The sequence below is a fragment of the Sorangium sp. So ce406 genome (assembly GCF_051474675.1).
Classification (GTDB): domain Bacteria; phylum Myxococcota_A; class Polyangia; order Polyangiales; family Polyangiaceae; genus Sorangium; species Sorangium cellulosum_G.
Genome location: NZ_CP150340.1, coordinates 6030123 through 6056535 on the forward strand (window position 1 = coordinate 6030123; position 26413 = coordinate 6056535).

At 72.0% G+C, this 26413-nt stretch carries 24 protein-coding genes; 8 read left to right on the forward strand and 16 right to left on the reverse strand.

Annotation, left to right across the window (positions count from 1 at the left end):
• The first annotated feature begins 59 nt into the window (after positions 1-59).
• On the forward strand, positions 60-650 hold the full coding sequence (locus WME96_RS22140; RefSeq protein ID WP_437292079.1) for a Uma2 family endonuclease: 591 nt from the start codon (positions 60-62) through the stop codon (positions 648-650).
• A 30-nt stretch (positions 651-680) separates the two neighbouring features.
• Here WME96_RS22140 and WME96_RS22145 read toward each other — a convergent pair whose 3' ends face one another.
• From WME96_RS22145 to WME96_RS22165, 5 genes are all read right to left on the reverse strand, one after another.
• Positions 681-1295, reverse strand: a complete 615-nt coding sequence (locus WME96_RS22145) for a thiamine phosphate synthase (protein ID WP_437292080.1) — start codon at positions 1293-1295, stop codon at positions 681-683.
• Between the two features lie 14 nt (positions 1296-1309).
• Positions 1310-1603, reverse strand: coding sequence for a tetratricopeptide repeat protein (locus tag WME96_RS22150; protein WP_437292081.1), 294 nt, complete (start codon positions 1601-1603; stop codon positions 1310-1312).
• Positions 1604-1662: 59 nt separating this feature from the next.
• Positions 1663-2937 carry a glycosyltransferase family 4 protein gene (locus tag WME96_RS22155; RefSeq protein ID WP_437292082.1) on the reverse strand — a complete coding sequence of 425 codons (1275 nt, stop codon included), beginning with the start codon at positions 2935-2937 and terminating at the stop codon, positions 1663-1665.
• A gap of 73 nt (positions 2938-3010) precedes the next feature.
• Entirely contained in the window at positions 3011-4258 is a 1248-nt protein-coding gene (locus tag WME96_RS22160; protein WP_437292083.1) for a glycosyltransferase, read from the reverse strand.
• 323 nt (positions 4259-4581) lie between these two features.
• A complete protein-coding gene (locus WME96_RS22165) occupies positions 4582-5364 on the reverse strand; it encodes a thiazole synthase (protein WP_437292084.1) in 783 nt (260 codons plus the stop codon).
• Positions 5365-5489: 125 nt separating this feature from the next.
• Here WME96_RS22165 and WME96_RS22170 point away from each other — a divergent pair, with 125 nt between their 5' ends.
• From WME96_RS22170 to WME96_RS22185, 4 genes are all read left to right on the forward strand, one after another.
• Complete coding sequence (locus tag WME96_RS22170; protein ID WP_437292085.1) at positions 5490-6146, forward strand: hypothetical protein; 657 nt, start codon at positions 5490-5492, stop codon at positions 6144-6146.
• Positions 6133-7098: a matrixin family metalloprotease gene (locus tag WME96_RS22175; RefSeq protein ID WP_437292086.1), complete on the forward strand. Its 966-nt coding sequence runs from the start codon at positions 6133-6135 to the stop codon at positions 7096-7098. The genes WME96_RS22170 and WME96_RS22175 overlap by 14 nt, the downstream gene beginning before the upstream one ends.
• Positions 7095-8306 (forward strand): HRDC domain-containing protein, encoded by a 1212-nt coding sequence (locus WME96_RS22180; protein ID WP_437292341.1) that lies wholly within the window; start codon positions 7095-7097, stop codon positions 8304-8306. Before WME96_RS22175 ends, WME96_RS22180 begins: the two co-directional genes overlap by 4 nt.
• Before the next feature lie 104 nt (positions 8307-8410).
• Entirely contained in the window at positions 8411-10168 is a 1758-nt protein-coding gene (locus WME96_RS22185; RefSeq protein ID WP_437292087.1) for a mechanosensitive ion channel family protein, read from the forward strand.
• Here the strand turns inward: WME96_RS22185 and bioB are convergent.
• The 8 genes from bioB to WME96_RS22225 all read right to left on the reverse strand — a co-directional run bounded on the left by bioB (position 10110) and on the right by WME96_RS22225 (position 17430).
• Positions 10110-11159 (reverse strand): biotin synthase BioB, encoded by a 1050-nt coding sequence (bioB, locus tag WME96_RS22190; protein WP_437292088.1) that lies wholly within the window; start codon positions 11157-11159, stop codon positions 10110-10112. The two genes, WME96_RS22185 and bioB, sit on opposite strands and share 59 nt — an antisense overlap.
• 97 nt (positions 11160-11256) lie before the next feature.
• Positions 11257-12309: a type IV pilus twitching motility protein PilT gene (locus WME96_RS22195; RefSeq protein WP_437292089.1), complete on the reverse strand. Its 1053-nt coding sequence runs from the start codon at positions 12307-12309 to the stop codon at positions 11257-11259.
• Positions 12310-12420: 111 nt separating this feature from the next.
• Complete coding sequence (locus WME96_RS22200) at positions 12421-13068, reverse strand: thiamine biosynthesis protein (protein ID WP_437292090.1); 648 nt, start codon at positions 13066-13068, stop codon at positions 12421-12423.
• Between the two features lie 47 nt (positions 13069-13115).
• Complete coding sequence (gene thiC, locus WME96_RS22205) at positions 13116-14501, reverse strand: phosphomethylpyrimidine synthase ThiC (protein WP_437292342.1); 1386 nt, start codon at positions 14499-14501, stop codon at positions 13116-13118.
• 150 nt (positions 14502-14651) lie between these two features.
• Positions 14652-15104, reverse strand: a complete 453-nt coding sequence (locus WME96_RS22210; protein ID WP_437292091.1) for an ExbD/TolR family protein — start codon at positions 15102-15104, stop codon at positions 14652-14654.
• A 5-nt stretch (positions 15105-15109) separates the two neighbouring features.
• Positions 15110-15526, reverse strand: a complete 417-nt coding sequence (locus WME96_RS22215) for an ExbD/TolR family protein (RefSeq protein WP_061616370.1) — start codon at positions 15524-15526, stop codon at positions 15110-15112.
• A 238-nt stretch (positions 15527-15764) separates the two neighbouring features.
• A complete protein-coding gene (locus WME96_RS22220) occupies positions 15765-16481 on the reverse strand; it encodes a MotA/TolQ/ExbB proton channel family protein (protein ID WP_437292092.1) in 717 nt (238 codons plus the stop codon).
• A gap of 169 nt (positions 16482-16650) precedes the next feature.
• Entirely contained in the window at positions 16651-17430 is a 780-nt protein-coding gene (locus WME96_RS22225) for a TonB family protein (RefSeq protein WP_437292093.1), read from the reverse strand.
• Between the two features lie 269 nt (positions 17431-17699).
• On the opposite strand from WME96_RS22225, the gene WME96_RS22230 reads away from it, so the two are divergent.
• Together WME96_RS22230 and WME96_RS22235 are read left to right on the forward strand one after the other, a co-directional pair.
• On the forward strand, positions 17700-20939 hold the full coding sequence (locus tag WME96_RS22230; protein WP_437292343.1) for a TonB-dependent receptor: 3240 nt from the start codon (positions 17700-17702) through the stop codon (positions 20937-20939).
• A 30-nt stretch (positions 20940-20969) separates the two neighbouring features.
• A complete protein-coding gene (locus WME96_RS22235; RefSeq protein WP_437292094.1) occupies positions 20970-22100 on the forward strand; it encodes a hypothetical protein in 1131 nt (376 codons plus the stop codon).
• Between the two features lie 245 nt (positions 22101-22345).
• On the opposite strand, the gene WME96_RS22240 is transcribed toward WME96_RS22235, so the two are convergent.
• The 3 genes from WME96_RS22240 to WME96_RS22250 all read right to left on the reverse strand — a co-directional run bounded on the left by WME96_RS22240 (position 22346) and on the right by WME96_RS22250 (position 25366).
• Positions 22346-23647, reverse strand: a complete 1302-nt coding sequence (locus WME96_RS22240; RefSeq protein ID WP_437292095.1) for a hypothetical protein — start codon at positions 23645-23647, stop codon at positions 22346-22348.
• A 67-nt stretch (positions 23648-23714) separates the two neighbouring features.
• Positions 23715-24380, reverse strand: coding sequence for a class I SAM-dependent DNA methyltransferase (locus WME96_RS22245; protein WP_437292096.1), 666 nt, complete (start codon positions 24378-24380; stop codon positions 23715-23717).
• 8 nt (positions 24381-24388) lie between these two features.
• Positions 24389-25366, reverse strand: coding sequence for an NAD-dependent epimerase/dehydratase family protein (locus tag WME96_RS22250; RefSeq protein WP_437292097.1), 978 nt, complete (start codon positions 25364-25366; stop codon positions 24389-24391).
• An 86-nt stretch (positions 25367-25452) separates the two neighbouring features.
• Between WME96_RS22250 and WME96_RS22255 the strand changes: the two genes are divergently transcribed.
• Positions 25453-26379 (forward strand): lysophospholipid acyltransferase family protein, encoded by a 927-nt coding sequence (locus tag WME96_RS22255; protein ID WP_061615521.1) that lies wholly within the window; start codon positions 25453-25455, stop codon positions 26377-26379.
• Positions 26380-26413 lie beyond the last annotated feature (34 nt).

Below are 26413 nucleotides of genomic sequence, written 5' to 3' on the forward strand. Positions count from 1 at the left end.
AGGGAGGCGCTGGGGCCGGCGCCGGGCGCGCGGGGTGCGGAGGATGCTAGGCTCGATGAATGAGCGCGCAGCACCCGCTATTTCCAGGCAATGCCCCCGAGGTAGAGGCTGCGTTTCAGGCCGTGCCGGAAGAGATGGTCGCCGAGATCCTCGACGGAGAGCTCCACACGTTCCCGCGGCCGGCGCGGCCGCATACGCGCGCTGCGTCGCGCCTCAGCCGTCGGCTTGGTCCGTTCGACGATGATCCAGGTGAGCCTGGGGGGTGGGTCATCCTCATCGAGCCCGAGCTCCACCTCGGGCCGAGGCCCGACAAGGTCGTCCCCGATCTCGCCGGCTGGCGCCGCACGCGCATGCCCGACGCGCTCGGGCCCGAGGACGCCCCCGCGCACTACGATGTCGCGCCGGACTGGGTGTGTGAGGTGATCTCTCCGAACACCGAGCGCGTTGATCGCGGCAAGAAGATGCGAATCTACCGGCGCGAAGGGGTCCGGCACGCCTGGCTGATCAACCCGGTCGCGCAGACGCTCGAGGTGTACCGGCTCGACGACGGCCGGTGGTCGCTGCTCGACACCCACGAGGGCGACGAGGCCGTGCGGGCCGAGCCGTTCGACGCGATCGAGCTGCCGCTCGCCGATCTCTGGGCGCGGTAGGGCGCCGCCGACCCCGGCGCGCGGCGCGGCTCACCGCGCGATCGCCGGCAGCGCGCCCGCGAAATCGGCGCGGATGGCGGCCACGCCGTCCGCGCCCGCGGCCAGGCAGCGCGGCGCGGAGGCCGCGTCCACGCCGCCGAGGGCGACGAGCGCGACGCCGCGCGGCGCCGCGGCGAGGCGGGCCCGCGCCTCGCCGAGCGCCTCCAGGCCGAGCGGCGGGCCCTTGCCGGGCGTCGCGAAGATCGGCGAGAGCACGGCGGCGTCCGCCCCGGCCTCCGCGGCGCGGAGCACCTCGTCCACCCCGTGGCACGCGACCGAGACGAAGACGCCGGGGCCGAGCAGGGCGCGCGCGTCGGCCACCCCGACCGAGCGGCGGCCGAGGTGCACGCCGTCCGCGCCCAGCAGCAGCGCGAGGTCGAGGCGGTCGTTGACGACGAGCGAGGCGCCGATCGCGGCGGTCGCGTCGCGCAGCCGCCGGCCGAGCGCGTGGAGCGCCGCGCCGGAGAGCTCGGGGTCGCGGAGCTGCACCGCCACGCGCGCGCGGGCCTCGGGCGGCAGGGCGCCGAAGGCCGACAGGCGCGCGAGCAGGACCGGCTCGGGGACGTCCGCCGTCTGCGTGATCAGGGTGAGCGTCGGGGAGAGCATGGCCGGGTCCCCCTCTAGCGGTCCGGAGCGCCGGCGTCGCCGAGCGCCTCGAGGTCCTTCCGGGCCATGTGCGCGAACCGGCTGGAGGGGTAACGCTCGACCAGGAACCGCAGCGTGTCGCGCTGGGCGCCGCGGTCGCCGCGCGCCTCGAAGCGCTCGGCCAGGTCGTAGAGGGCCTCGCTCGGGTCCTCGTAGATGCGGCGATCCGGGTCGACCTCGCTCGCGCACTGGTAGGGAGCCCGCGCGACGGCGGCGAGGAGCACGAGCGGCCCCAGGGCCGCGCGGAAGCCGGTGAGCACGAGGGACATTCGCCGATGAACCGGCGCGAGCGTCAAGAGGACCGCGCCCGCGGGCGCCGGGCGCGCGGCTAGCCCAGCGTGACGCCCGTCCGGGCAGCGCCGTTCCCGCGGCCGCTCTTCGGGGGCGGGGCGCTGAAGAGCGCGTCGCCGACCGCCTGCCCGTCCGCGCCCCGCCGGCGCGCGTCGCCGACGACCCGCAGCAGCGTGTCGTGGAGGGCGCGCGCGCTGTCGTCCCAGTCGCGCCCGCCGGCGAGCTCCGCGACCCGCGCCGGGTCGTACTCGTGCCGCGCGGCGCGCAGCAGCGCGTCCGCCAGCGCATCCGTGTCGCCAGGGGGGATGAGCTCGCCGAGCTCGGGGCTGTGCAGGATGTCGGGGATGCCGCCCACGCTCGTCGCCACCACGCGGCGCCCCGAGGCGAGCGCCTCCAGCACGACGTTGGGCGTCCCCTCGTGCAGGCTCGGCAGCACGAGCGCGTCGCACGCGCCGAGCCACTGCGACACCTGCTCGTGCGGCAGGTAGCCGGTGACCGTCAGCCTGCCGCCCAGCCGGGCCGCGGCCGCCCGGCACGCCTGCTCCTCGGCGCCGCTGCCCACCAGCGCGAGCTCGAGGTCCGGGTGCACGCGCGCGAGCCGCTCGAACGCCTCGACCAGGCTGAGCACCCCCTTGTCGCGGCCCAGCATGCCGACGAAGAGGAGCAGCTTCGAGCCCGGCGACCGGCCGAGCGCCGCGCGCGCCTCGGCGCGGCTCCGCGGCCGGAACAGCGCCGCGTCGACGCCGTTCATGACCACGTCGACGCGATCGCGCGGCACGCCGAGCGCCGCGACGCCGTCCGCGAGCTTGCGGCTCACCGCGACCACCCGGGCGGCGCGCGTGAGCCCCCAGCTCAGCGGGCGACGCAGCCGCCGGTCGCGCGGGATCACGTCGATGTCCGAGCCGTGGACCTTGATCACCGCCGGCACCCCGAGCAGCCGCCCGAGGCAGACCGCCGCGAAGCCGTCCGGGTAGGCGAACGCCCCGACGATCACGTCGGGCGACGGGCCGCGCCCGACGAGCTCCGGGAGCATCGACGCCGCATAGAGCGGGCCGTTCAGGGCCGGCGCGACCCGCGGCACGTAGAGGTAGCGCGGGTGCCGCACCGGGAGCCCGTCGATGACCTCCTCGCGCGGGGCGCTGGAGCCGACAGGCCACTTCGAGAGCCGACCCAGGCCGGGGAACCACGGGATCGTCGCGAGCACCCGGACATCGCAGTAACGCGACAGCGCGGCGAACTGCCGGCGATTGTACGGCGCCTCGTCAGGGTGCGCCGCGTTCGGGAAAATCTTCGTGATAAGCAATACACGCATCCGCCGCAAGAGCTCCTCCTGTCTGACTCGGCCCGTCAGCCCGTCAGCGCATCAGCCCGCAAGTCCCTCGCTGTCACGCGCGCTCCGCGACGGCCGGCGCGCTCGCTGGAGGGCGCGCGGGCTCGGCCTCCGCGGGGGCCGCCTGCGCGCGTGGCCTCGGCTGCACCTCACCCCCGCGCCGCCGGGCGATGAGCTCGTCGAAGAGCCGCACGTGCGCGTCGACCATCGCCTCCAGGCTGAACTGCTCGGCGAACTTCGCCGGGCTCCGCGTGCGCGCGCGCTCGCGGAGCTCCCCGTCGCGCGCGACGCGCGCGAGGTGCTCGGCCAGCGCGCCCGGGTCCTTCGACGGGACGAGGAACCCGTCCACCCCGTGCTCCACGATCTCGGGGACGCCGCCTACGCGGCTCGCCACGATCGGCTTGCCGAGCGCGAGCGCCTCGAGCAGCGCGAGCGGCAGCCCCTCCCAGAGCGACGGGAGCACGTAGGCGTCGAACGCCGAGACGAGCTCGGGGACGTCCGAGCGATAGCCGGGGAAGATCATCCTGTCGCCGAGCCCCGCGGCCTGCGCGCGCTGCTGGAGCTCCGCCCGGAGGGCGCCGTCGCCCGCGACGACGAAGCGCGCCTCGGGCGCGCGCCGCAGCACCTCGGGCGCCGCCTCGATCAGGTAGCGGAGCCCCTTCTGCTCGATGTGCACCACCGCGCACCCGAACACGAAATCCTGCTCGCCGATGCCGAGCTCCGCGCGGATGCGCCCCCGCGCGCCGCTGTTCAGGGCGCGGGTGAAGCGCGTCCCGTCGATGCCGTTGTGGATGACGCGGACCGGCGCGCGGACCTTCACGTCGTCGACGAGGATGCGCTTGAGGTCGTGCGAGACCGCGACCATCTCGTCGGCGAGGTACGCGTAATAGCCGAACTTGCGCCGATCGAAGCCCTTCGCCCGGTTGATCTGGTTGTGCTCCGAGTAGAGGACCACCGGCCGATTCCGCAGCAGGCGCGCGGCGATGCCTGCGAAGATGAGCGGAGCGCGGTTGTGGACGTGGACGATATCCACCGCTCGCTGGTGAAAGAAGCGCCGGATCCAGAGCAGCGCCTCGGGGTCGCTCTTCACGCCGGGCAGCACCGGCCGGAGATCCTTGGTGATCACCAGGCACTTCGAGCGGGGGAGCTTCACCTCCGAGAAGAGCCGCCCCTCCCCGTCGAGGCAGATCAGCGAGAGGTCGAACCCGTGATCGCCGAGCCGGTCGAGGAGGCTCAGCACCACCTTCTCGAGCCCGCCGACCTCGAGGTTGTTCACGACCATGCAGACGTTGGGCTTGCTCATATTCTCCTGAGCGGACCGTCAGGTCGCCGCGATCGCTGCCAGAGCGCATGACGCGCCACGACGGAGGTGTCGACCGGTGCGATGAGCGTTCCGTGTCATTTTGGCTCAGGCAGGTGAGCGTACCATGACGCCGGCGCGCCGTTCGTTTGACTTCCCACGTCGGCGCGCGCTCGACGACGACGACGACGACGACGATGAATGTCGTCCTCCCACAGCGCCACGCCTGTGTGCAGGACATGGGGGCCGTCCTCTGTCGGCGTCATCATCGCGCCGCCGCCCCCTTCCCGCTCGGGGCGGGCGCGACGCGCGCGCCGCGGCGAACGCTACAGCGCGGTGATCTTGCCCTGCTCCGGCGACGACGCCGTCGCATAGAGCTTCTTCGGCATCCGCCCGGCGAGGTACGCCATCCGCCCGGCCCTCACGGCGTCCCTCATCGCCTGCGCCATCAGGATCGGGTCGCGCGCGCCCGCGATGGCCGTGTTCATCAACACCCCATCACACCCGAGCTCCATGGCCACCGCGGCGTCGCTCGCCGTCCCGACGCCCGCGTCCACGATCACCGGGACCTTCGCGGTCTCCCGGATGATCATGAGGTTGTACGGGTTCCGGATGCCGAGCCCGCTGCCGATGGGCGCGGCCAGCGGCATCACGGCGGCGCACCCGATGTCCTCCAGCTTCCGGCACACGATCGGGTCGTCCATGCAGTAAGGGAGCACGGTAAAGCCCTCCTTCACCAGGATCCGCGCCGCCTCCAGCGTCGCCTCGTTGTCCGGGAACAACGTGCGTTCGTCGCCGATGACTTCGAGCTTCACGAGATCGGACAGCCCGAGCTCGCGCGCCAGCCGGCAGGTGCGGACCGCGTCCTCGACGGTGTAGCAGCCCGCCGTGTTGGGCAGGATCGTGACGCGCCCCTGCTGGAGCAGCGACATCATCGACCCCTCGCCTCGCTCCTTGAGGTTGACCCGGCGGAGGGCCACCGTGACAACCTCCGCGCCGGACGCCTCGAGCGCGCGACGGGTCTCATCCAGGTCCTTGTACTTGCCCGTCCCGACGAACAGGCGGGAAGTGAACGTGTGTCTGCCGATCGTCAACGCATCGCTCGTCATCGCAGGCTCCTCGGGGTCTCGACCCAGACGATCTGCTAGTCGGACCGGGACACAGGGTCCAGGACATCGACCATGTCCTGCGCTTCGGGCGCGCCCCGCGCTGCAGCATGGTATCTTCCAGGACCATGTCTCCCAGAGCTTCTTGCATAGCCCTCCTCCTCGCGCTGCCGCCCGCGCTGACCCTCACGCCGACCGTCGGCTCCGCCCTGGCAGACGGGGTGATCCTGTCCGGCCCGCGCGCGGCGCAGGCGGCCGTCTCCGTCCAGCTCTCGCTGGAAGAGCTCGTCTCGCGCGCCGCGTTCGTCGTCGTCGCCACCGCGACCGAGCAGCGCAGCCAGTGGGAAGAGCTCGGCGGATCGAAGAGGATCGTCACCTATACCCGCCTGTCGGTCGATCGCCCCGTGGCCGGGCAGCCGGACGGCGAGATCTGGGTGAGGACGCTCGGGGGCGTGGTCGGGGACGTCGGACAGCAGGTGTCGGGCGACGCGCAGCTCAGGATCGGCGCCCAGGCGATGATCTTCGTCTCCAGGGCGGGCTCTGCCCTGGTCGTCTCCGGGATGGCCCAGGGCCACTACCCCGTCGTCCACGGCGAGGAGACAGCGAGGGTGGCCGGCGCGCCGCGGATCGCCGTGCGGCGGCTCGCCGCGAGCCCCGACGGCGGGACCGTCCTGCCCCGGACGGGCCCCGCGATCTCGGCGGCCGAGCAGCTCGTGGGCGCGACGCTCGACGCGGCGTGCGAGGCCGTGAGCCGCGCCTGGAAGGCGAGCCATGCCCAGAAATAACCCCGCGCTCACCCCGCGGAGCGCCCGCGCCGCCGCCGTCCTCGCGGCCTCCGGCGCCATCGCCGCCGCGACGATCGCCCTCCCCTCATCCGCCCTCGCCTACTGTCGCACCAGCGTCTGTCCCGAGACCAAATCGACGGCGGCCGTCTGCACGCCGGCCCAGCCGAACGACTGCGGCATCCCGCTCGCCTGGCCGTCGCCGTGCGTCGGCTACTCCATCCAGGAGGACGCCTCGATCCAGGTCTCGCTCGCCGAGACCGAGGCGATCTTCGAGAAGGCGTTCGCGGCGTGGACGCAGGCCGACTGCGGCGACGGGCAGACCCCGCGCATGGAGGTCATCTACCTGGGCCCGATCGCGTGCGACGCGCACGAGTACAACCAGAACAAGGGGAACGCGAACATCATCACGTTCCGGGACGGCGACTGGCCGTATGCGGGGGGCGGGAACACCCTCGCGCTCACGACGGTCACCTACAACCTCAAGACCGGTGACATCTACGACGCCGACATGGAGATCAACTCGTCGGACGTGACGCTCTCGCTCGGCGACGAGGAGGTGTCGTTCGACCTGCTGAGCATCGCGACCCACGAGGCCGGCCACTTCCTCGGGCTCTCGCACTCGACCGACGGCTCCGCGACCATGTTCGCCGACTACCGGCCGGAGACGACCATGCTCCGCGATCTCGACCAGGACGACCGCAACGGGATCTGCGCGGTGTACCCGCCCGGGGAGCCGATCAAGGGGTGCGATCCCACGCCGCGCCACGGCTTCTCGGAGCTGTGCGCGGTCGACCAGCCCGACCGGGAGGACGACGGCGGCTGCGCCGCGGGCCCGTCCCGGAGCAGCCGGGGCGGCGGGATCGCCCTCGCCGCGCTCGCGCTGGTCGGCGCGGCCGCGCGGGCGCGGCGCGGCGCGGCGGCGCGCCAGGGCCGGGAGAGGCGGCCCCGCTGAGCCAGGCCCCCTTCGTCCTCGTCGAGCGCGACGACGACCTCGCCCGGCTGGTCGAGCGCGCGGCGCGCGCGGAGGCGCTCGCGGTCGACGTCGAGGCCAACGGGCTGTTCGCCTACCGCCCCCGGCTCTGCACGATCCAGCTCGCCTTCCGCGAGGGGGACGGCATCGCGGTCGCGGTCGTGGACGCGCTCCGCGCGCCCGTCGCGCCGCTCGCGCCGCTGCTCGGGGCCGCGGGGCCGCCCAAGGTGCTGCACGACCTCACCTTCGACGCGCGCATGCTCGCCGAGGCGGGGGCGCCGCTCGCCGGGGCGCGCGACACCTCGGTCGCCGCGCGCATGCTGGGGTGCGCGGCCACCGGGCTCGCCGCGCTGCTCGCGTCGGAGCTCGGCGTGACGATCGACAAGCAGCTCCAGCAGCACGACTGGGGGCGCAGGCCGCTCGCCAGCGCCGAGCTGCGCTACCTGGCCGACGACGTGCTCCACCTGCTCGCGCTCGACGCGCGGCTCGCGGAGCGCGGGCGGGCCCTCGAGATCGAGGACGAGATCGCCGAGGAGTGCGCCTACAAGCTCGCGACCGCGCTCGGCCCGCCGCGCGACCCGCGGCCCGCCTACGCGCGCATCAAGGGGGCGCAGGCGCTCGACCCGGAGGGCCGGGCGATCCTGCGGCGCCTCGTGGCGGCGCGCGAGGCGGCCGCCGAGGAGGCCGACCTGCCGGCCTTCAAGATCGTCGGCAGCGAGGTGCTCCTCGAGCTCGCGCAGCGGAGGCCGGCCCGGGCCGACGACGTCCGCGCCGTGCGCGGGGCCGCCGCGGGCCGGGCGGCCACGTGCGTCGCGGCGTGGCTCCGCGCCATCGAGCAGGGGCGCAGCGACGGCGACGTGCCGGAGGAGGAGCGCGCCCTCTTCCTGCAGGTCCGCCCGCCGCGCAGGGAGCTCGCCGCGCGCCGCGCGATGGAGACGCGGGTCACCGGGTGGCGCAGGGCCGAGGCGAAGGCGCGGAAGGTGGACGAGCAGGTCGTGCTGCCGGGGCACTGCGCGCAGGATCTCGTGGAGATCGCGCTCGCCGTGGGGAACGCCGGCGACGCCGCCGTCGCCGCCGCGATCGCGCGCATCCCGGGGCTCGGCGCGCGCCGGCTCGCGCGCTACGGCGGCGCGCTCGCGGCGCTCGTGAGCGCGGCGCCGCCGAGCGAGCCGCCCGGCACAGCGACGTAGCCGCGAGCGGGCGTTCGCACCGCGCGAACGGCCTCGCGCGCCGCGCCGTTCGCGCCGCGCCGCCCGGTCGACAGGGGCGCCGCCCGGTGGAATAGCAGGGGCCCATGCGCTGGACCGATCCCCCTGACGCGCCGGAACGGCGCCGTTTCTGGCCACCGGTGATGTGGTGGCTCCGCGCTGCGCTCGCGTTCGCGCTCGTCTCCGGGTGCGTCCTCCTGGGCGCGCGCGCGGGAGAGCTGGCCCCTCCCCCGGCCCCCGCGGCGCCCGCCGCGGCGAGCGCCGAGGACGGCGCGGATCCCGAGGCGAACCCGGTCGCCCCCGACTCGCCGCGCGCGTCGATGCGCCAGTTCTTCGAGCTCTCTCGCGCGGGCGAGTACGCCGAGGCCGCGCGGTACCTCGACCTGCCGCCGGGGGCGAACGGCGCGGAGCTCGCGCAGCGGCTCAAGGCGGTGCTCGATCGGCACCTCTGGCTCGACGTGGAGTCGCTCTCGCCGCTCCCGCTGGGGGACGCGCAGGACAACCTCGGCGCCGGGGTGGAGCAGCTCGGCAAGATCCCGACCCGCACGGGGACCCAGCCGGTGCGGCTCGTGCGGCGCACGACGCCCGACGGGGTGCGGTGGATCTTCTCGCGCGCCACGGTGCAGCGCGTCGACGAGTGGTACGCGCGGCTCGAAGACCGCTGGATCCGCGATCACCTGCCGCCGGCGCTGCTGCGCCCTGGCCCGCGCGAGCTGCTGTGGTGGCAGTGGCTCGCCCTGCCGGTCGTCGCGCTCGCCGGCTGGCTCGTCGGCATGGTGCTGAGCTACTTCATCCGCGCCGCGCTCCGCCGCCTCGTCGCGCGGACGGACTCCACGCTCGACGACGTGCTCCTCGGGGGCGCGCGCGGCCCGCTCACGTTCGCGCTGGCGCTCGTCGGCGTCGAGGCCTCGCTCCCGTGGCTCGGGCTCTACGTGCCGGCCGAGGAGTTCCTCGACAAGGTGGTGCGCGCCGGCCTCTTCATCGCCGTCTTCTGGTTCGCGCTCCGCGCGATCGACGCCGTGAGCGACCGCCTGCTCGCCGCGCCGGCGACGCGCGACAACCCCGCGGCGCGATCGCTCGTGCCGCTCATGGGGAAGATCGCGAAGGTCGCGATCTTGATCATCGGCGTGATCGCCGTGCTGTCGGAGCTCGGCTACCCGGTGGCGAGCCTCATCGCCGGCCTCGGCATCGGCGGCGTCGCGCTCGCCCTCGCCGCGCAGAAGACGGTGGAGAACCTCTTCGGCTCGGTCTCGATCGGCGTCGACCGGGCGCTCCAGGTGGGCGACTTCGTGAAGGTCGACGCGCTGCTCGGCACGGTCGAGACGATCGGGCTCCGCTCGACGCGGATCCGCACGCTCGACCGGACGCTTGTCACGATCCCGAACGGCAAGCTGGCCGACCTCCAGATCGAGTCGTACACGGCGCGCGACAGGATGCGCCTCTCGTGCGTGCTGGGCCTCGTGTACGAGACGACCCCCGCGCAGCTCCGCGCCGTGCTCGAGGGGTGCGAGCGCGCGCTGCGGGCGCACCCGCACATCTGGCCCGACGACGTCGTCGTGCGCTTCATCGGCATCGGGCCCGCGTCGTTCGACGTCGAGATCATGGCCTGGTTCCAGACCACCGACTTCGGCGAGTTCAGGACGATGCGCCAGGAGGTCCTGATCACCTTCCTGGAGATCATCGGCGCGGCCGGGACGAGGCTCGCGTACCCGACGCGGACGGTGCACGTCGCGACGCGCGGGGGGGAGCGCGCGCTGCTCGACCCGACGGCCGACGGGAAGGCGGCTAGCGGGCGGGAGGCGCCGCGGCAGGCGCCATCGGCTGCAGCCCCGCCTTCTCGATGAGCGCGCGGTCCTCGTCCGGGCCCGGGTTCGGCGTGGTGAGCAGCCTGTCTCCGTAGAAGATCGAGTTCGCCCCCGCGTACATACAGAGGAGCTGCGCCTCGCGCGACAGCTCCGTCCGGCCGGCGGACAGGCGCACCATCGCGCGCGGCATCATGAGCCGGGCGATCGCGATCATCCGGACGAACTCGATCGGATCCACCGGCGGCAGGCTCTCGAGCGGCGTGCCGGGCGAGCGCACGAGGGCGTTGATCGGCACGCTCTCCGGGTGGGGATCGAGGCGCGCGAGCTCGACGAGCATCTCGCAGCGGTCGGCGATCGACTCGCCCATGCCGATGATCCCGCCCGAGCAGACGGTGATGCCGGCCCGCCGGACGTTGCGCAGGGTGACGAGCCGCTCGTCGTAGGTGCGCGTGGAGATGATGGATTTGTATGCCTTCCGCGACGTGTCGAGGTTGTGGTTGTACGCGTCGAGGCCGGCCTCTTTCAGGCGGCGCGCCTGGTCGTCGGTGAGCATGCCGAGGGTGCAGCACGCCTCGAGGCCGAGCGCCTTCACGCCGCGCACCATGTCGAGGACGCGCTCGAAGGCCGGGCCGTCCTTCACCTCGCGCCAGGCGGCGCCCATGCAGAACCGCGTCGAACCGCCGTCGCGGGCGCGCTCGGCGGCGGCGAGGACGGCGGGGACGTCGAGCATGCGCTCCGGTCCGACCTCGGTCTCGTAGTGGCTCGACTGCGGGCAGTAGGCGCAGTCCTCGGGGCAGCCGCCCGTCTTGACGCTGAGGAGGGTGCAGAGCTGCACCTCGTGCTCGCCGTGGAACGCGCGGTGGACCGAGCGCGCGCGGTCGATCAGCTCGAAGAGCGGCAGATCGTGCAGGGCGACCGCCTGCTCGACGGTCCAGTCGTGGCGGACCACGCCCGCCGCCGGCGCGCGGCCGCTCGGCTCGCTGCGTCCACCCTTGTCGTCCGTCGCTTCGCGTTCGATCCCGTCGAGCATGGGCTCGCTCCATACCCAGGCTTGGGGCGCCGCCGCAAGCAAGCCGCGCGGCCGGGTCCGTCCTCCGCCCCCGAGGGGGGCTTCTGGCCCTGGGCCGCTACAGCGCCGTCACCGCCTTGGCCGTCTCCTTGGCGATCGCCCCCTGGCCGACGAGCTGCCGCAAATGGGCCTCGAACGTCTGCATTCCATAGGGAGTCACCCCCTTCTCCATCAGCTCGCGCAGCGACGGGCTCCCCTCCGGGCGGCGGATCGCCTCGCGCACCGCGGCCGTCGCGACGAGCACCTCGCAGGCGAGGATCTCCCCCGCGCCGTCGCGGCGAGGGAGCAGGCGCTGCGCGACCACGCCCTGGAGGCAGTCGGCCAGCCGGTCGCGCGCCTCGCTCGGGCTCCGGCCCAGCGCGACAAGCCGGCCGAGGGTGCGCGCGACGTCGGGCGTGTGCACGGCCGCGAGCACGAGGTGCCCGGTCTCCGCGGCGTGCAGCGCGAGATCGAGCGACTCGCCGTCGCGGAGCGAGCCGAGGAGCACGACGTCCGGATCCTGCCGCAGCGCCGAGCGCAGCGCGGTCGGGAAATCCGCGGTGTCGACGCCGATCTCGCGCTGGCTCACGCTGGAGCGGTTGTCCTCGTGCACGTGCTCGATCGGATCCTCGAGCGTGACGATGTGGCGCGGCAAGGTCGCGTTGATCTGCCCGACGAACGCGGCGAGCGTCGTGCTCTTGCCGCTGCCCGCCGTGCCGGCGACCACGAAGAGGCCGTGGTCGTGCTCCACCATGGCCCGCACCGCCGAGGGGACGCCGAGCTCGTCGAAGGTGGGGATCTTGAGCGGGATGCTGCGCAGGATGATCGCGAGCGAGCCGCGCTGGCGGTAGATGTTGACCCGGAACCGGCCGAGACCCGGGACGACATACGAGGTGTCGAGCTCCTGCAACGTGGCGAGCAGCTCGCGCGACGGACGCCCGGCGAGCAGCACCCGCGCCGCAGCCTCGCTGTCCTCCGGGCGGATCCGGTCGACCCGGAAGTAGACCATGTCGCCGCGCACCCGCGCGCCCGGCGGCTGACCGACCTTGAGGTGGATGTCGCTGGCGTGGGCGGCAAGCGCCTTGCCGAGGAGCTGGTGGAGGAAGGCCTCGGAGGTGTACGGCGTCGTCACGGGGGGCAAGTTACCAAAATGGACCCCGACGGGCCCAAAGCGCGGCGGCGCGACGGCGAAGCCCAGGCGCCGCGCAGGACGGCCGCGCGCCCTCGACGGCCACGACGGGCGTCACGGCCGCGGCGCCTGGCCGCCGCCGGCGCCTGCGCCGGAGAGCGGCGGATCCAGATCGGCGGGGATCCGGGCCGGATCGACGAGCCCCTTCTCCGCGAGCGCGCGCGCCGCCGAGATCGCGACCGCGCGCTGCTCGGCAGGGAGGTCGCGCCTGGCCGACAGCTCGAGGAGGATGGCCGCCGCGGCGCGCGCCCCGTCCGGGTCGAGCGGCTCGCGCGGACGCGGGGGGCGCCCGGCGACCCCGAGGAGCGCGTCGAGCAGCGGCGGGAGCGACGGGGCCGGCGCCGAGCGGGCGCGCTCGGCGAGCGGCCCGAGCGCCAGGTCGGCGTCGTCGGCGTACGGCAGGGCGCGCAGGGCGGCGAGCGCGATGTCGCCGCCGTCCTCCAGGGCGGCCAGGAGCCCGGATGCGCCCTCGGCCTCGGCGAGCCGCGCGTGCTCCAGCGGGTCGTCGCCGGCGGCGCGAAGCCAGCGCGGATCGGTCAGGCGAGGGCTCGGAGGGCGCGGCGCCGCGGAGGCGGAGGGCGGGACAGCCGCCGACGACGGGGGCGAGGACGAGGCGGAGGTGGCGCTGTCGCGGCGGCACGCGACGGGCGCGGCGAGGGCGACCGCGAGGGGCGCGAGCAGGGCGAGGCGCGCCGGCTTCACGGCTGCCCCGCGTTCACGGTTGCCCCGTGTTCATGGCTGCCCCGTGTTCACGGTTGATCAAGGAGCGCGAGCGAGCGCTTCGTGGGCGCGTTCTCGGTCTCGGTCCGCGCGTTGTACTCGTCGACCACGCGGTTGATGTGCATCGAGCAGAACTTCGGTCCGCACATCGAGCAGAACTCCGAAGTCTTGAAGTACTCCTGCGGGAGCGTCTCGTCGTGCATCGCCTGGGCCGTCTCGGGATCGAGCGAGAGCGCGAACTGCTGCTTCCAGTCGAACGCGTAGCGGGCGCGGCTCAGCGCGTCGTCGCGATCGCGCGCGCCCGGGCGCTTGCGCGCGACGTCGGCGGCGTGGGCGGCGATCTTGTAGGCGATGAGGCCCTGCTTCACGTCCTCGGGGTTCGGCAGGCCGAGGTGCTCCTTCGGCGTCACGTAGCAGAGCATCGCGGCGCCCGCGAAGCCGGCCATCGTGGCGCCGATGCAGCTCGTGATGTGATCGTAGCCGGGCGCGAAATCGGTGACGAGCGGGCCGAGGACGTAGAACGGCGCCTCGTGGCAGAGCTCCATCTCCTTCTGCACGTTCATCGCGATCTGATCGAACGGCACGTGCCCGGGGCCCTCGATCATCACCTGCACGTCCTTCTCCCACGCACGCTTCGTGAGCTCGCCCAGCGTCTTCAGCTCGGCGAACTGGGCCGCGTCGCTCGCGTCGTGGAGGCAGCCGGGGCGGAGGCCGTCGCCCGCCGAGATCGTGACGTCGTACTTGGCGCAGACCTCGAGCACCTTGTCCCAGTGCGTGTAGAACGGGTTCTGCTTGTGGTGCTCGATCATCCACTGCGCCATGATCGAGCCGCCGCGCGAGACGATGCCCGTGAGCCGGCCCTTCACGAGCGGCAGGTGCTCGAGCAGCACGCCCGCGTGGATCGTGAAGTAATCGACGCCCTGCTTCGCCTGGTGCTCGAGCATGTCGATGAGGTCAGCGGCCGTCATCTTGTCCGTGCCCTTGCAAGCCTCGAGCGCCTGGTAGATCGGCACCGTCCCGATCGGCACCGGCGAATCCGCGATGATGGCGCGGCGGATGCCGTCGATGTCGCCGCCGGTCGACAGGTCCATCACGGTGTCGGCGCCGTACTTGATGGCGTAGCGCAGCTTCTCGAGCTCGCCGCTCACGTCGCTCGTCGTCTGGCTGTTGCCGATGTTCGCGTTCACCTTGCAGAGCGACGCGATGCCGATGCACATCGGCTCCAGGTTCAGGTGGTTCTTGTTGGCGGGGATGATCATCCGGCCGCGCGCGACCTCGCTTCGGATGAGCTCGGGCGCGAGCTTCTCACGGCGGGCGACGTACTCCATCTCCTCCGTGATGACGCCCTTCCTCGCGAAGTGCATCTGGCTCTGGTTCGGGCTCCCGGCGCGCTTACTCACCCATTCGGTCCGCAACATCGACGACCTCGCTTTCGAGGTGGGCGGTTTAGGTCGCGGCCGCGCGCGACGCAAGCCTCGCGTCGCGCGCCGACGCACGCGCTGAGCCGCTGAAGAGGACCGCTGAAGAGGGCCGTCGGGGAGGCGCGCGCCGCGGCCGCGCCGCGCTCAGGGCGGCGGAGCCTCGGGGAGCTCGGTCATCATGCCGAGCGTGTGCGCGCCGGCCGCCTTCGCGCTGTCGAGCACCTCCACGACGGTGCCGTAGATGGCCCCGTCGTCGGCCACGATGAAGACGATCCTGTCCTGCGGCCTGCTCTGGCGCTCGAGGATCGGCCGGAGCTTGCCCGCGAGCTCGGCGCGCTCGACCTTCTCGTCGTTGAGCTGGATCTCGCCCTGCGCGTTCACCCGGACGACGAGCTGATCGGGCGGCGGCGGGGTGTCCTCCTTGACCTGCTCGGTGTCCGGGACGCGGACGCCGATGTCCTTCTCGAGCAGCGGCGTCACGACCATGAAGATGATGAGGAGCACCAGCACGACGTCGACGAGCGGCGTCACGTTGATGTCGGAGTTCAGCGGCACCGCCGGCTTGACGACGAACTTCTTCTTCGCGCGCGCGCTCATCGCCGCTATCTCCCCTTCAGCTCCTCGACCGCCAGCGAGACGCTCTTCGCGCCCGCCTTGCGCGCCGTCTCCATCACCTTGCGGACGTCGCCGAACGAGAGGCGCTGGTCGCCCTTGACCAGCACCTTGCGCCCCGGCTGCGCGGCGAACTCGCGCGACAGGCGCTCGGAGAGCCCGGCGTCGTCATACTGGTCGTTCTCGACCCACACCGTCTTCTCCAGCGTGACGGAGAGGATCAGCGGGTCCACTTCCTTCTTCTCCTCGTCCACCTTCGCGGCCTGCGGCAGCTTCACGTCCTTGCCGCGCTGGAGCATCGGCGTGACGACCATGAAGATGATGAGCAGGACGAGGACGACGTCGACGAGCGGCGTGACGTTGATCTCGCTCTTGGGGCCCTTCTGCGGGCCGACGGCCATCCCCATTAGGAACGCTCGCTTCCGGCTGAGCGCGCCGCCGCGCCTCGCTGGGGCGCGCGGCGACGCGCGCCGCGCACCGCGACCAGCCAGGCGCCGCTCGGCGCGGGCGCTCTGTCAACGACGGCCTCTCCCGAGGCCGGGGCAACGACGACCTCTCCCGAGGCCGGGGCAACGACGGCCTCTCCCGAGGCCGGGACAAGCAGCCTCTCTCGAGACCGGGTCAGGCGGCCTCGCGCGGGCCAGCTCAAGCGGCCTCTTCCGAGGCTGTCGCGAGGCGGCCGTCGAGCCGCTTCGCCACGATATCGAGGAACTCGTTCGACGACTCCGAGATGTCGATCGCCCGGGCGTCGACCCAGCCCTGCAGGTAGTTGTAGCCCATGACGGCCGGGATCGCGACGAGCAGGCCGAAGGCGGTTGTGATGAGCGCCTCCGCGATACCCGCCGAGACGGTGCCGAGGCCGCCTGAGCCGGACGCGGCCATCTGCTGGAAGGCCGTCACGATGCCCATGACCGTCCCGAGGAGGCCGACGAACGGCGCCGTCGAGCCGACCGTGGCGAGCAGGCCGTAGCCGCGTTTCAGGCTGAGCACCTCGCGCTGCGCCTGCCGCTCGAGCGCCCGCGAGACCGACTCGAACACGCCGTCGCGCTCGTGCCCGTGCGCCGGGAGCCGGCCGGGGGCGCTCGACGCGTACGCCGCGAGCCCCGCGCCGATCACCCGCCCGAGGTAGCCGATCTCGTCCCTGGGCCTGGCGGCGGACTGGGCGTCCTCGAAGTCGCCCCGGGCGAGCAGCGGGCCCACCTTCTGCGCGAACTCGCGGGAGGCGGCGCGCGACTTGAGCGACACGACGAGGCGCTCGCCGAAGACGATCAAGGAGGAGACCGACATGAGGGCCAGCGCGAACACAATCAGCTTCGCGAAGAGGCCCATGTGGCCCCAGAGCTCAATCAACGTGAATTGCATCGTCTCGCTCGCGCCTCCTGGCGCTCCATGGTGTCGTGATGTTTTTAGCTATGCTGAAACAGCGCCCCTCGACGCCGCAGCGAACTCGACAATACCGCAGAGCGGACCTACCCCGTTCCCTTCTCTACTACGTGCCCCGCCCGTTCAACAACACCCGCGCGCCCGGCGGTCAAGGGAGCTTGAGCCGGATGTTGAACACGTAGTCCACCGAGACCGGGCGCCCCTGGTACATCACCGGCGTGTACCGGCGCCCCGAGAGGGCATCGAGGATCGCCCTATCCATGTGGGGTAACGATTTGACCATCCGGCAATTGGTCAGCGTGCCGTCGATCTTGATGACGCACTTGACAATTGCGAGCCCCTCCACCCGCGCGGCGAGCGCCTCGCGCGTGTACTGCGGGTCTCGCCCCGAGACCATCGATGGCCGGGTCATCCCGGCGCCGAACGGCAGAACCACGTTTTGCGGTGGCGCCGTGCTGCCGAGCTGACCGCCGAGCTGGCCTCCTAGCGTGCCTCCGATCGTGCCGCCGACCGTCCCGCCGACCGTCCCTCCTTCAACTCCGCCCTCCTGGCCCCCCTCGACGCCGCCAGGCTGCTCCGGCGCCTCCTCCTTGGCCGGCTCCGGCTCAGGCGCCTTGGCCTTGGGCTTCTCCGGCATGTCGTAGATGGTGTCAGGGGTCTTGACAGGCTTCGGCTGCTCGATGCGCTGCTCCACCTTCGGCTGTCGCTTCGCGCCGCCAGCTGGAGGAGGAGGCGGCGGTGGAGGAGGAGGCGGCGGCGGCGCGGCGAAGAAGGTGACCTCCACGTCCTTCGGCTTCTCGGCCTGAGGGCGCGTGGCCTGCCAGAGCAGGGCGCCCGCGATCGCCGTGTGCGCGACGATGGAGAGCACTGCGCCCGTCCCGAGACGCCCCTGGGTGGCGGTGGCACGACCTAGTACCGAGTCGAACATGAGGGGTCGTAACTCCTAGAACTCGAGCCGATCGACGAGGTGGGCCCGCGCCGTATGGAAGCGCGCGACGCCTACCCGGAGTGTACAAGCGAGCAAGTACTACAAAAAAGTCTATTGTCTCGCGCGATTCCTGTCTAGGGTGACAAGGGACTCGAGGGCCCTACACTTCTGGAGGGAATTCCGTGAAGTTTCTCGAAAAGAGGATGAAACACGGAGCGCGCTTACTACGTGCGCCGTTGAGGCTGTGGGCGGCGACGCTGCTGCTCGCCATGACATTGTTGACCGCGGTCCCGGCGCTCGCGCAGACGGGCAACAGCGTTCTCCTCGGGCGGGTGACCGACGCCGCGAGCAAGGCGCCGGTGGCCGATGTGGTCGTGACGGCGACATCGCCGGCGCTGCAAGGAGAGCAGCTCGTCGTGACCGACGGCTCCGGCCAGTACCGTATCCCGAACCTGCCGCCGGGCGACTACACACTGCGCCTGGAGAAGGAATCATATAAGCCGTACAGCCGCGGCGGGATCGCGATCCGCAGCGGGACGACCATCCGCGTCAACGCCGAGCTCCTCCCCGAGGCGCTCAAGGCGGAGGAGATCATCGTCGTCGGCCGCGCGCCGACGGTCGACGTCGGGTCGAGCACCATCGGACAGAATATTTCACAGGACTTCACGCGGCGCATCGCCGTGGCGCCGCCCGGCGGAAAGGGCACGGCGTCGCGCTCGTTCGAGTCGATCGCGGCGGTCACCCCCGGCGCGAAGAGCGATGAGTTCGGCACGTCGATCGCGGGTACGTCGTCGCCTGAGAATCAGTACGTGATCGACGGACTATCCGTGAACGATCCCGCGTACGGGATCGTCGGCACGCCGCTCACCATGGAGTTCATCAAAGAGGTCAACGTGGTGAGCGGCGGGTACATGCCCGAGTTCGGCCGCGCGACCGGCGGCGTGCTCGACGTCGTGACCAAGAGCGGCGGCAACGAGTTCCACGGCTCTGTCTTCTTCAACGTCGTCCCCGGCTTCCTCGAGGCCGAGGGGACGAAGGTGCGGCGCCAGGGCGAGACCATCCAGACCGACGACCGCATCCTCGCCATCCGCGACTACGGCTTCGAGGTCGGCGGCCCCGTCCTGAAGGACAAGCTCTGGTTCTACGGCGGCCTCGACCTCGCGTTCTCGAGCCTGGAGCGCGAGCGCACCCTGTTCGCGACGCGGTACGCGGGCGACAACCCGAGGCCCGAGACGGACCCGGAGACGAAGTTCAACCTCGTCGATCCCCTCCCGGGCTCGACGCGCTACTTCCGCGGTGAGGAGCGGACGATCCAGTACCTCGGCAAGCTGACCTACCAGGTCAGCCCGGACCACAGCCTCGCGCTGTCCGTCTACGGCGCGCCGTCCACCTCGGGCGGCAATGGCACGTACTCGTACGACCCGCAGGCCGGCGTCATGGATGTCTCGAACCTCATCGGCAGGTACAACGCGCTCGCGCTCAAGTTCGTGTCGTCATCGACCGACGTCGCGCTGAAGTGGTCGTCGGCGTTCAACAACAAGACCCTGCTGCTCGACGCGACGCTCGGCTGGCACCACCAGCGCAACGCGCGGCTGCCGCCGGACGACTCCGAGATCGGGACGCGCAACGGCCTCGCGGGCGTGCCATTCGTGTCCTGGAACAGGACCGGACCGCGGCACTCGATCGGGGATTTCGAGGCGCTCTCGCCCGAGGCGATGGCGATGTGCCGCCAGAGCGACGTGCAGGACCGCGACGCCGAGGGGAATCTGCGCTTCGACGAGGCCGGCGAGCCCATCATGGTCCACCGCGACCCGTGCCAGGTCCGCCAGTACTGGGACGGCGGCCCCAACTTCGTCGAGGACGCGACGCAGGATCGCCTGCAGCTCAAGGCGATGGTGACGAGCATCTTCGAGGGCCTCGGCCATCACGTCGTCAAGGGCGGCATCGACAGCGAGATCATGATGTACAGCCACGAGAAGGCGTACCCGGGCCTCGTCTCCTACACGGAGAGCCCGAACGGCCTGTACTGGGAGGACGGGCGGCAGCTCGGCTTCCTGACGGGCCCCGAGGTCGACGACTACGTCCTCCAGCCCAGCACCACGGTGTCGTCGCTGTCGACGACGTTCGGCGCCTTCGTCCAGGATAGCTGGAGCATCCTCGACAAGGTGACGGTGAACGTGGGCGTCCGCTACGACGCCCAGTACCTGTTCGACGACAACGGCAAGCTCGGCATGGCGCTGCCGAACCAGTGGTCGCCGCGCATCGGCGCCGTCTACGACATCACGCAGCAGGGCAAGTCCAAGATCTTCGCGAACTACGCGCGCTACTACGAGAGCGTGCCGCTCGACCTCGTCGATCGCGCCTTCGGCGACGAGCGGCAGATCCGGGCGTTCCACAGGGCGGCGGTCAACGGCGACGCGACCGGGTGCGACCCGACCGACATCGAGGACGCGATGGGCGACGGGCCGGGCCAGTGCCAGAACAAAGAGAACCGGATCGAGGGCACCCAGCTCGCGGCGGAGAACGGTCAGGGACCCGCGAGCTACGATCCGAACACGGTCTGGACGCCGACCGGTACCGGCAAGACGCCGGTGGATCCGGACATCAGCCCGCAGTCCTCGGATGAGATCGTGCTCGGCGGCGAGTACGAGGTCATCGAGAACGGGCGCGTCGGCGCGCTGTACACGAAGCGCTGGATGAGCAACGTCATCGAGGACATGAGCCGCGACGAGGGGAGCACGTACTTCATCGGCAACCCCGGCAAGGGCATCGCCAAGGACTTCCCCGAGGCGGAGCGCAACTACGACGCGGTGACGCTCTACTTCCAGAAGGCGTTCGCCGATCTGTGGCTCGCCCAGGTGAGCTACACGCTCTCGTTCCTGCGCGGTAACTACGCGGGCCTCTTCCGCCCGGAGACCGACCAGCTCGATCCGAACATCACCTCGGAGTACGACCTGACCTCGCTCCTCGACAACCGCGAGGGCTACCTGCCGGGCGACAGCCGGCACGAGTTCAAGGTCTACGGGGCGAAGTCGTTCCCGATCCGGAACGACATGATCGTCGACGCCGGCCTCACCTACCGCTCCCGCTCCGGCGGCCCCACGGACTTCTGGGGCGCGCACCCCCTCTACGGCGCGGACGAGGCGTTCATCCTGCCCCGCGGCTCCGGCGAGCGGCTGCCGTGGGTCCACAACATCGACGGCCGCCTCGGCTACTCGGTGAAGCTCTCGAAGGACAGCTATCTCACCGTCACGATGGACATCTTCAACATCTTCAACTTCCAGTCGTACACCCAGGTGGATCAGCGATACACCCGGCAGTACGTCGACGTGCGCGGGTGCCGCGACAAGGAGGTCTCGGACCTGGAGGGGCCGGGCGACGCGACGTGCTTGAAGACGCTCGACGGCGAGGCCTTCAACAAGGGTGTCGACAAGAACCCGAACTTCGGCAAGCCGACGAGGTACCAGCCGCCCCGGCAGTTCCGCTTCGGCGCGCGGGTCACGTTCTAGGCGCGGCGCGCTCGCGAAAGGAAACCAGCGATGAAGATCCGATTGCTTGGTTGGTTGGCGGGGCTCGCCGCGGTCGCGGCGGCCACGTCGCCCGGCTGCTCGCAACCCAAGCCCGAATGCACCGTCGGCAACGCCGCCGTCTACCCGTTCGCCGCGAAGTTCTTCCTGCAAGAGGGAGACAACGACAGCCCCTGCGCCCAGGTGGAAGGGGCGACGGTGGGCCTGCAGGTGTACAACCCGAACGCGGGGGGCTATCCCGACAGGAACACGAAGCTGATCGCTATCCAGATGGATCGCGCGGCGTGGACGGCCGGCGGTGAGACGATCGAGGAGAGCCCTGATCGGAATACGTATGCGATCGGGGCGCTCGAGTCGATCGAGCCGGACGACAGCGACATCTGCCGGGTCCCGACGCTGTCGCCGGCCGAGGTGCTGCTCGCCCCGCCCCCGCCCGAAGGTGAAGGCGGCGCTGGCGGGGCCGGCGGCGCGGGTGGAGACGGTGGCGGCGGCGGCGAGGCCGGCGGCGCTGGCGGAGCAGGCGGCGGCGAAGGCGGCGCTGGCGGAGCCGGCGGCGGCGAAGGCGGAGCCGGCGGCGCTGGCGGCGGCGAAGGCGGAGCCGGCGGCGCTGGCGGCGGCGAAGGCGGAGCCGGCGGCGCTGGCGGCGGCGAAGGCGGCGCTGGCGGCGCTGGCGGTGAGGCCGGCGGCGGCGCTGGCGGAGCCGGCGGCGGCGAGGGCGGAGCCGGCGGCGGCGAGCCTGCCGACGGGCGCTCCCTCAGGTACGAGTGGAGCAACCTGGAAGTGTACGTGACGGCCGCGAACCTCGGAAACATGTTCCAGGCCGACCTCACGTACACCGAGGGCACCTGCACGGCGAAGTACAAGGTCGTCGGGCTCTGGCCCGAGGTGCACTGCGGACTCGCCGTCGAAGAACCGGTGCTGGATCCCGAGACCGGAGAGCAGGCGGTGGATCCGGAGACCGGAGAGCCGAAGACCGAGGTCGTCGAGGTCCCCGATGACAAGCTCTGCGACAACATCCCGGATCCGGAGCCGCCTTACTTCCTCCCGTACGCCTCCGGCATCTCCGCGGATCTCAAGGTGAAGTGCGATCCCAAGATGCTCGTCTGCGTGCTCGACTCGGACAAGATCCCCGCCTTCAAGTAGACGACCCCAAGGCCTCCCGGGCGCGGCGCGGCGCGCTGCGCCCGGGATAGGCGCCCTCCCACGATCGGCCGCGCTGCCCGCGCCGCGGGTCGATCCCGCTCCAACCGGCCCACACCAGAAGATCCCTCGCTCTCGTCGCGCCGGCGACGCCCGCCCCTGCGCGCCCGGCGCTGCGCCCGGGCGATCCCGGCCGGCGATCGCCGACGCGCGGCGTCCCCGTCGGCGATCGCGGATGTGCTGCGTCGCTAGGGCGCCGGCTTGACGTTCAGCCTCGCCAGGGCGCCGCAGGCGGGGCCGCTCGCGATCTCGAGCGCGGCCGTGAGCGCGCACAGGCGCGACGCCCGCCCGAGCGCGGCCGGATCCCCCGAGACGATGGCGCGCTTGGTCTCTTGCGCGGTGCGGACCGAGAGCATCGTGCGCGCGCGCGGCGGCAGCTCCGCGCGGCGCGCCGCGAGCAGCTCGCCGAGCCTCGGGCCGGGATCGGCGGACGGCACCCACGCCCACGCCGAGGCGATCAGCGCCTCCACGAACGCCGCGCGGAGCTCATCGCCGCCGCGCGCGCCGTCGCACGGCAAGGCAGGGCCGCTCGGCCCGACGTCGGCGGCGGTGAGCCGCCGCCCCGCGATCCGCCGGAGCAGATCGCCCTGCACGCCGGCGAGCTTGCCGTCGTCGTCGGAGAACGCCCCGGCCTTGAACCGCACGGCGAGCGCGGCGCACCGCTCGTCGCGCTCCGCGCGCAGCCGCTGCTCCTCGCGCGCCTTCTCCTCGGCGCGCTGCCGCTCCTCGCGCTCGCGCGCCTCGCGCGCCTCGATCGCGGCGCACTCCTCGGCCCGCGCGGCCGCGCGCCGCTGCTGCTCGCTCGTCGCCCGGCCGAGATCGTCCTGCGCGATGTCGCGGACGGCGCACACCTCGGGGCGCGCGAGCGCCGCGTCGACCCGCGCGCGCGCGGTCTGCACGCGCACGATCACCGACAGCGCCGCGACGATGACGAGGGCCGAGGCCGCGATCGTGGCGATCTTGCGGAGCTGCCGGCGGCGGTACGCCTTGGCGAGCGCGCCGCCGCCGCTCTCGTCGAGCAGCTTGCGGCAGCGGCCGATCATCGCGTGCCAGTTCGCGACGTCGTCGGCGAGCATCTGGAGCGGCTCCGCGAACGGGGGGTCGCGCCGGACCTTGTTCGCGAGCCGCTCGAGGCACTCGCTCACATCGGGGGCCTGCCCGTGGTTGGTCACCTCCGCGACGCCCTCGAGCAGCCCGCCGATGCGCCCCGCGTACACGTCCCAGGCGACGACGGCCTCGGTCTGGCTCTCGCCGAGCCGCTCGATCGCGTCGCGCACCTCGGTCATCGGGAGCAGCCGCTCGACGTCCTCCCTGCGGACGCCGGCGAGCTTCGCCGCCTGATCGACGCCGCGCTGGAAGCCGCCGAGGAGCCCCTCGGGCGCGAGCTCGCGGAGCCCCTCCGGCACCCGGCTGCCCTGGATGCACGTGCCCGCGTGGTGCAACGGCCCCATCGCGCAGGTCAGGAAGGTGCCCCCGAGCTTCACTTCCATCGAACCGTCGCTCACCTCTACCCCGGACGGCGCGGCGCGGAAAGGCTCGCGAGCCGTCCTCGGCGCATCAATCGCTGCTGCGCGGGGCCTCGAGATCCCAGAGCGCGTACAGCACGTCGACGTCGTACTCGGTGTGGTGCCAGCCCGGGTGGAGCCGGTAGCTGCGCGGGAGCAGGCCCGCGCGCTGGATGGCGTCCGTCTGCTCGGCGAAGGTGTAAAGATACATGCTCACGCCCGTGAGATCGACGTGGGAGAGCGGTCGCGCGGCGCGCTCGTGCAACCTGACGTGCGGCCTCCGCTCGACGATGCTCACCAGCATCCGGCCTCCGGGCCGCATCGCGCCGGCGAGGTTCGCGAGGACGAGCGCGAGATCGTCGCAGAACTCCAGCGTGCCGAGCGCGAGGGCGGCGTCGAAACGCCCCCACGAGCGCGGGATCGGCAGGTGGTAGTCGTGCCGGTGGTAGGCGCCGTGGGGCCGCTTCTTGCGGGCGATCTGGAGCATGCCCTCGGCGATGTCGAAGCCCACGACGTCGACGGACGGCGGGAGATCGCGGGTCAGGTGGCCCGGGCCGCAGCCGGCGTCGAGCACGCGCGCTCCCTCGGAGACGACCTCGCGCAGGAAGGCGCGGACGGGCTTCTCGTAGTGCTGGATCTCCTTCCAGGTGGAGACATACTCGGGCGCGAAGTCCTCGTAGTAGTCGACGAGCCGCGCGATCCGGGTCGATCGTTTCATGGCGCGCCTCAGGTGATGTCGTCGACCGCATGCACGGTCTCCTGGATGTCGTGGCCGTGCGTGTAGCCGAGGATCTCGCGCGCCCGCCGGTCGTCGACCATGCACACGTAGCGGATGTGATCGAGCTCGGGGGCCGGGAACGACGTCGCCCTGAAGCGCCACAGCCGCGGGATGATGGTCTGCATGACGAAGTGGGGGATCGTCGCGCGCGTCCGCCCCGTCATCTCGATGACGCGCGAGAGCGGCAGCGGCGGCGGCCCCGCGAGGTTGAAGATCCCGCGCACGCCGGGCCGGAGCGCCGCGACGATCGCGGAGACGACGTCGTCCTGGTGGATGACCTGCACCATCGGATCGAAGCCGAGGAGCGTCGGGATCACGTTGAGCCGGAGGTAGTTCGACGGCGCGTTCCGCACGGAGCCGAGGATGTGGACCGGCCTGAGGATGACCGTCTCGGTCTGCGGGTGCTTCCAGAAGAACGACTGCGCCAGCATGTCGACCTCGATGAGGTCGCGGATCTCGCTGAACGAGGCGCCGCCGAGCAGCGGCGCGTCCTCGGTGAGGAACTGCGCGTTGTCGGGGCGCGGGCCGTAGGCGTTGGCGCTCGACAGGACGATGAGCTTGGGCACGTCGTACTGCGCCACGAACTCGAGCAGCCGCTGGAAGCCCGCGAGGTTCCAGCTGTGGTGCTCCATCTGGCTCACCCGCGGATCGTGCATGACCCCGAGGTGGACGACCGCGGCGAGCTGCTCCTGGCGGAAGATGTCCTGGGTCTTCTTGCGGCGGATGTCGATCTGGTGATGCTCGATGTCCTTGGGACGCCCGTCGAAGCTGCGCCTGTCGACGCCGATCACGCGCTGGTCGCGGTGCAGCCGCCGCGCGAGACGCCGTCCGAGGCGGCCGCAGATGCCGGTGATGAGGATGGGCCGGAGGGACGGATCGGAGTCTGCGCCGGGGCGGCGGCCTCGACCGGGCGTTCGTTCGCTCATCGGGTCGACGGTCGCTTCGAGGCGGCCGATGGTCAAGCCCTTCCTGCGGTGCAGGCGCACGCGAGTTTTGCTATCGTCCCGCGCCCATGGGCGGCAAAACCACGCTCGCCAGGCTGAGCCACTTCGCCACCCACACCGCGCTGCCGCTCGCGCGCCTCGGGGTCGACGGCGTGCGCGGCACCCTCGACGACGCCACGATCCGGCTGCTCGGTCAGGACTTCGAGGATCGGCTGCGCCGGGTCGCGCTCCCGCAGGCGGCCGACGGTGTCGACCCGTTCGGGCTCGACCGGGAGTGGGCGAAGTACGCGATCGGGGTCGCCGCGTTCTTTCATCGCTTCTATTTCCGGACCGAGGTGTTCGGGATCGATCGCGTCCCGACCGGTCGGGTGCTGCTGGTCGCCAACCACTCCGGCCAGCTCCCGTTCGACGGGATGCTCATCGCGGCCTCGCTCTTCCTCGACGCGGAGCCGCCGCGCGTGATGCGGAGCATGGTCGAGAAGTGGACGCAGACGCTGCCGTTCGTGGCGACGTTCTTCTCGCGCGTGGGCCAGGTGGTCGGCGTGCCCGAGAACGCGCGGCGGCTGCTCGACATGGGCGCCGCGATCCTGGTGTTCCCGGAAGGGACGCGCGGGATCTCGAAGGGGTTCTCCAGCCGCTACCAGCTCCTCGATTTCGGGCTCGGGTTCATGCGGCTTGCGCTCGAGACCGACACGCCCATCGTGCCCATCGCCGTGATCGGAGGCGAGGAGCAGTACATCTCGCTCGGCAACCTCGAGTCGGTCTCGAAGGCGCTCGGGATGCCGACGTTCCCCGTCATCCCGCAGCTCCTGCTCCCCGGCGGTCAGCTCCCGCTGCCGACCAAGTACCGGATCTATTTCGGCGAGCCGATGACGTTTCGCGGGGACCCGGACGACGACGACGCGGTGATCCAGGAGAAGGTCTCGCTCGTGAAGGGTCGCATCCAGTCGATGCTGAACCGCGGGCTGAAGGAGCGAAGAGGCATCTTCTGGTGATCGCGTGAGCGCGTGAGCGCGCGGCCGTGGTGAC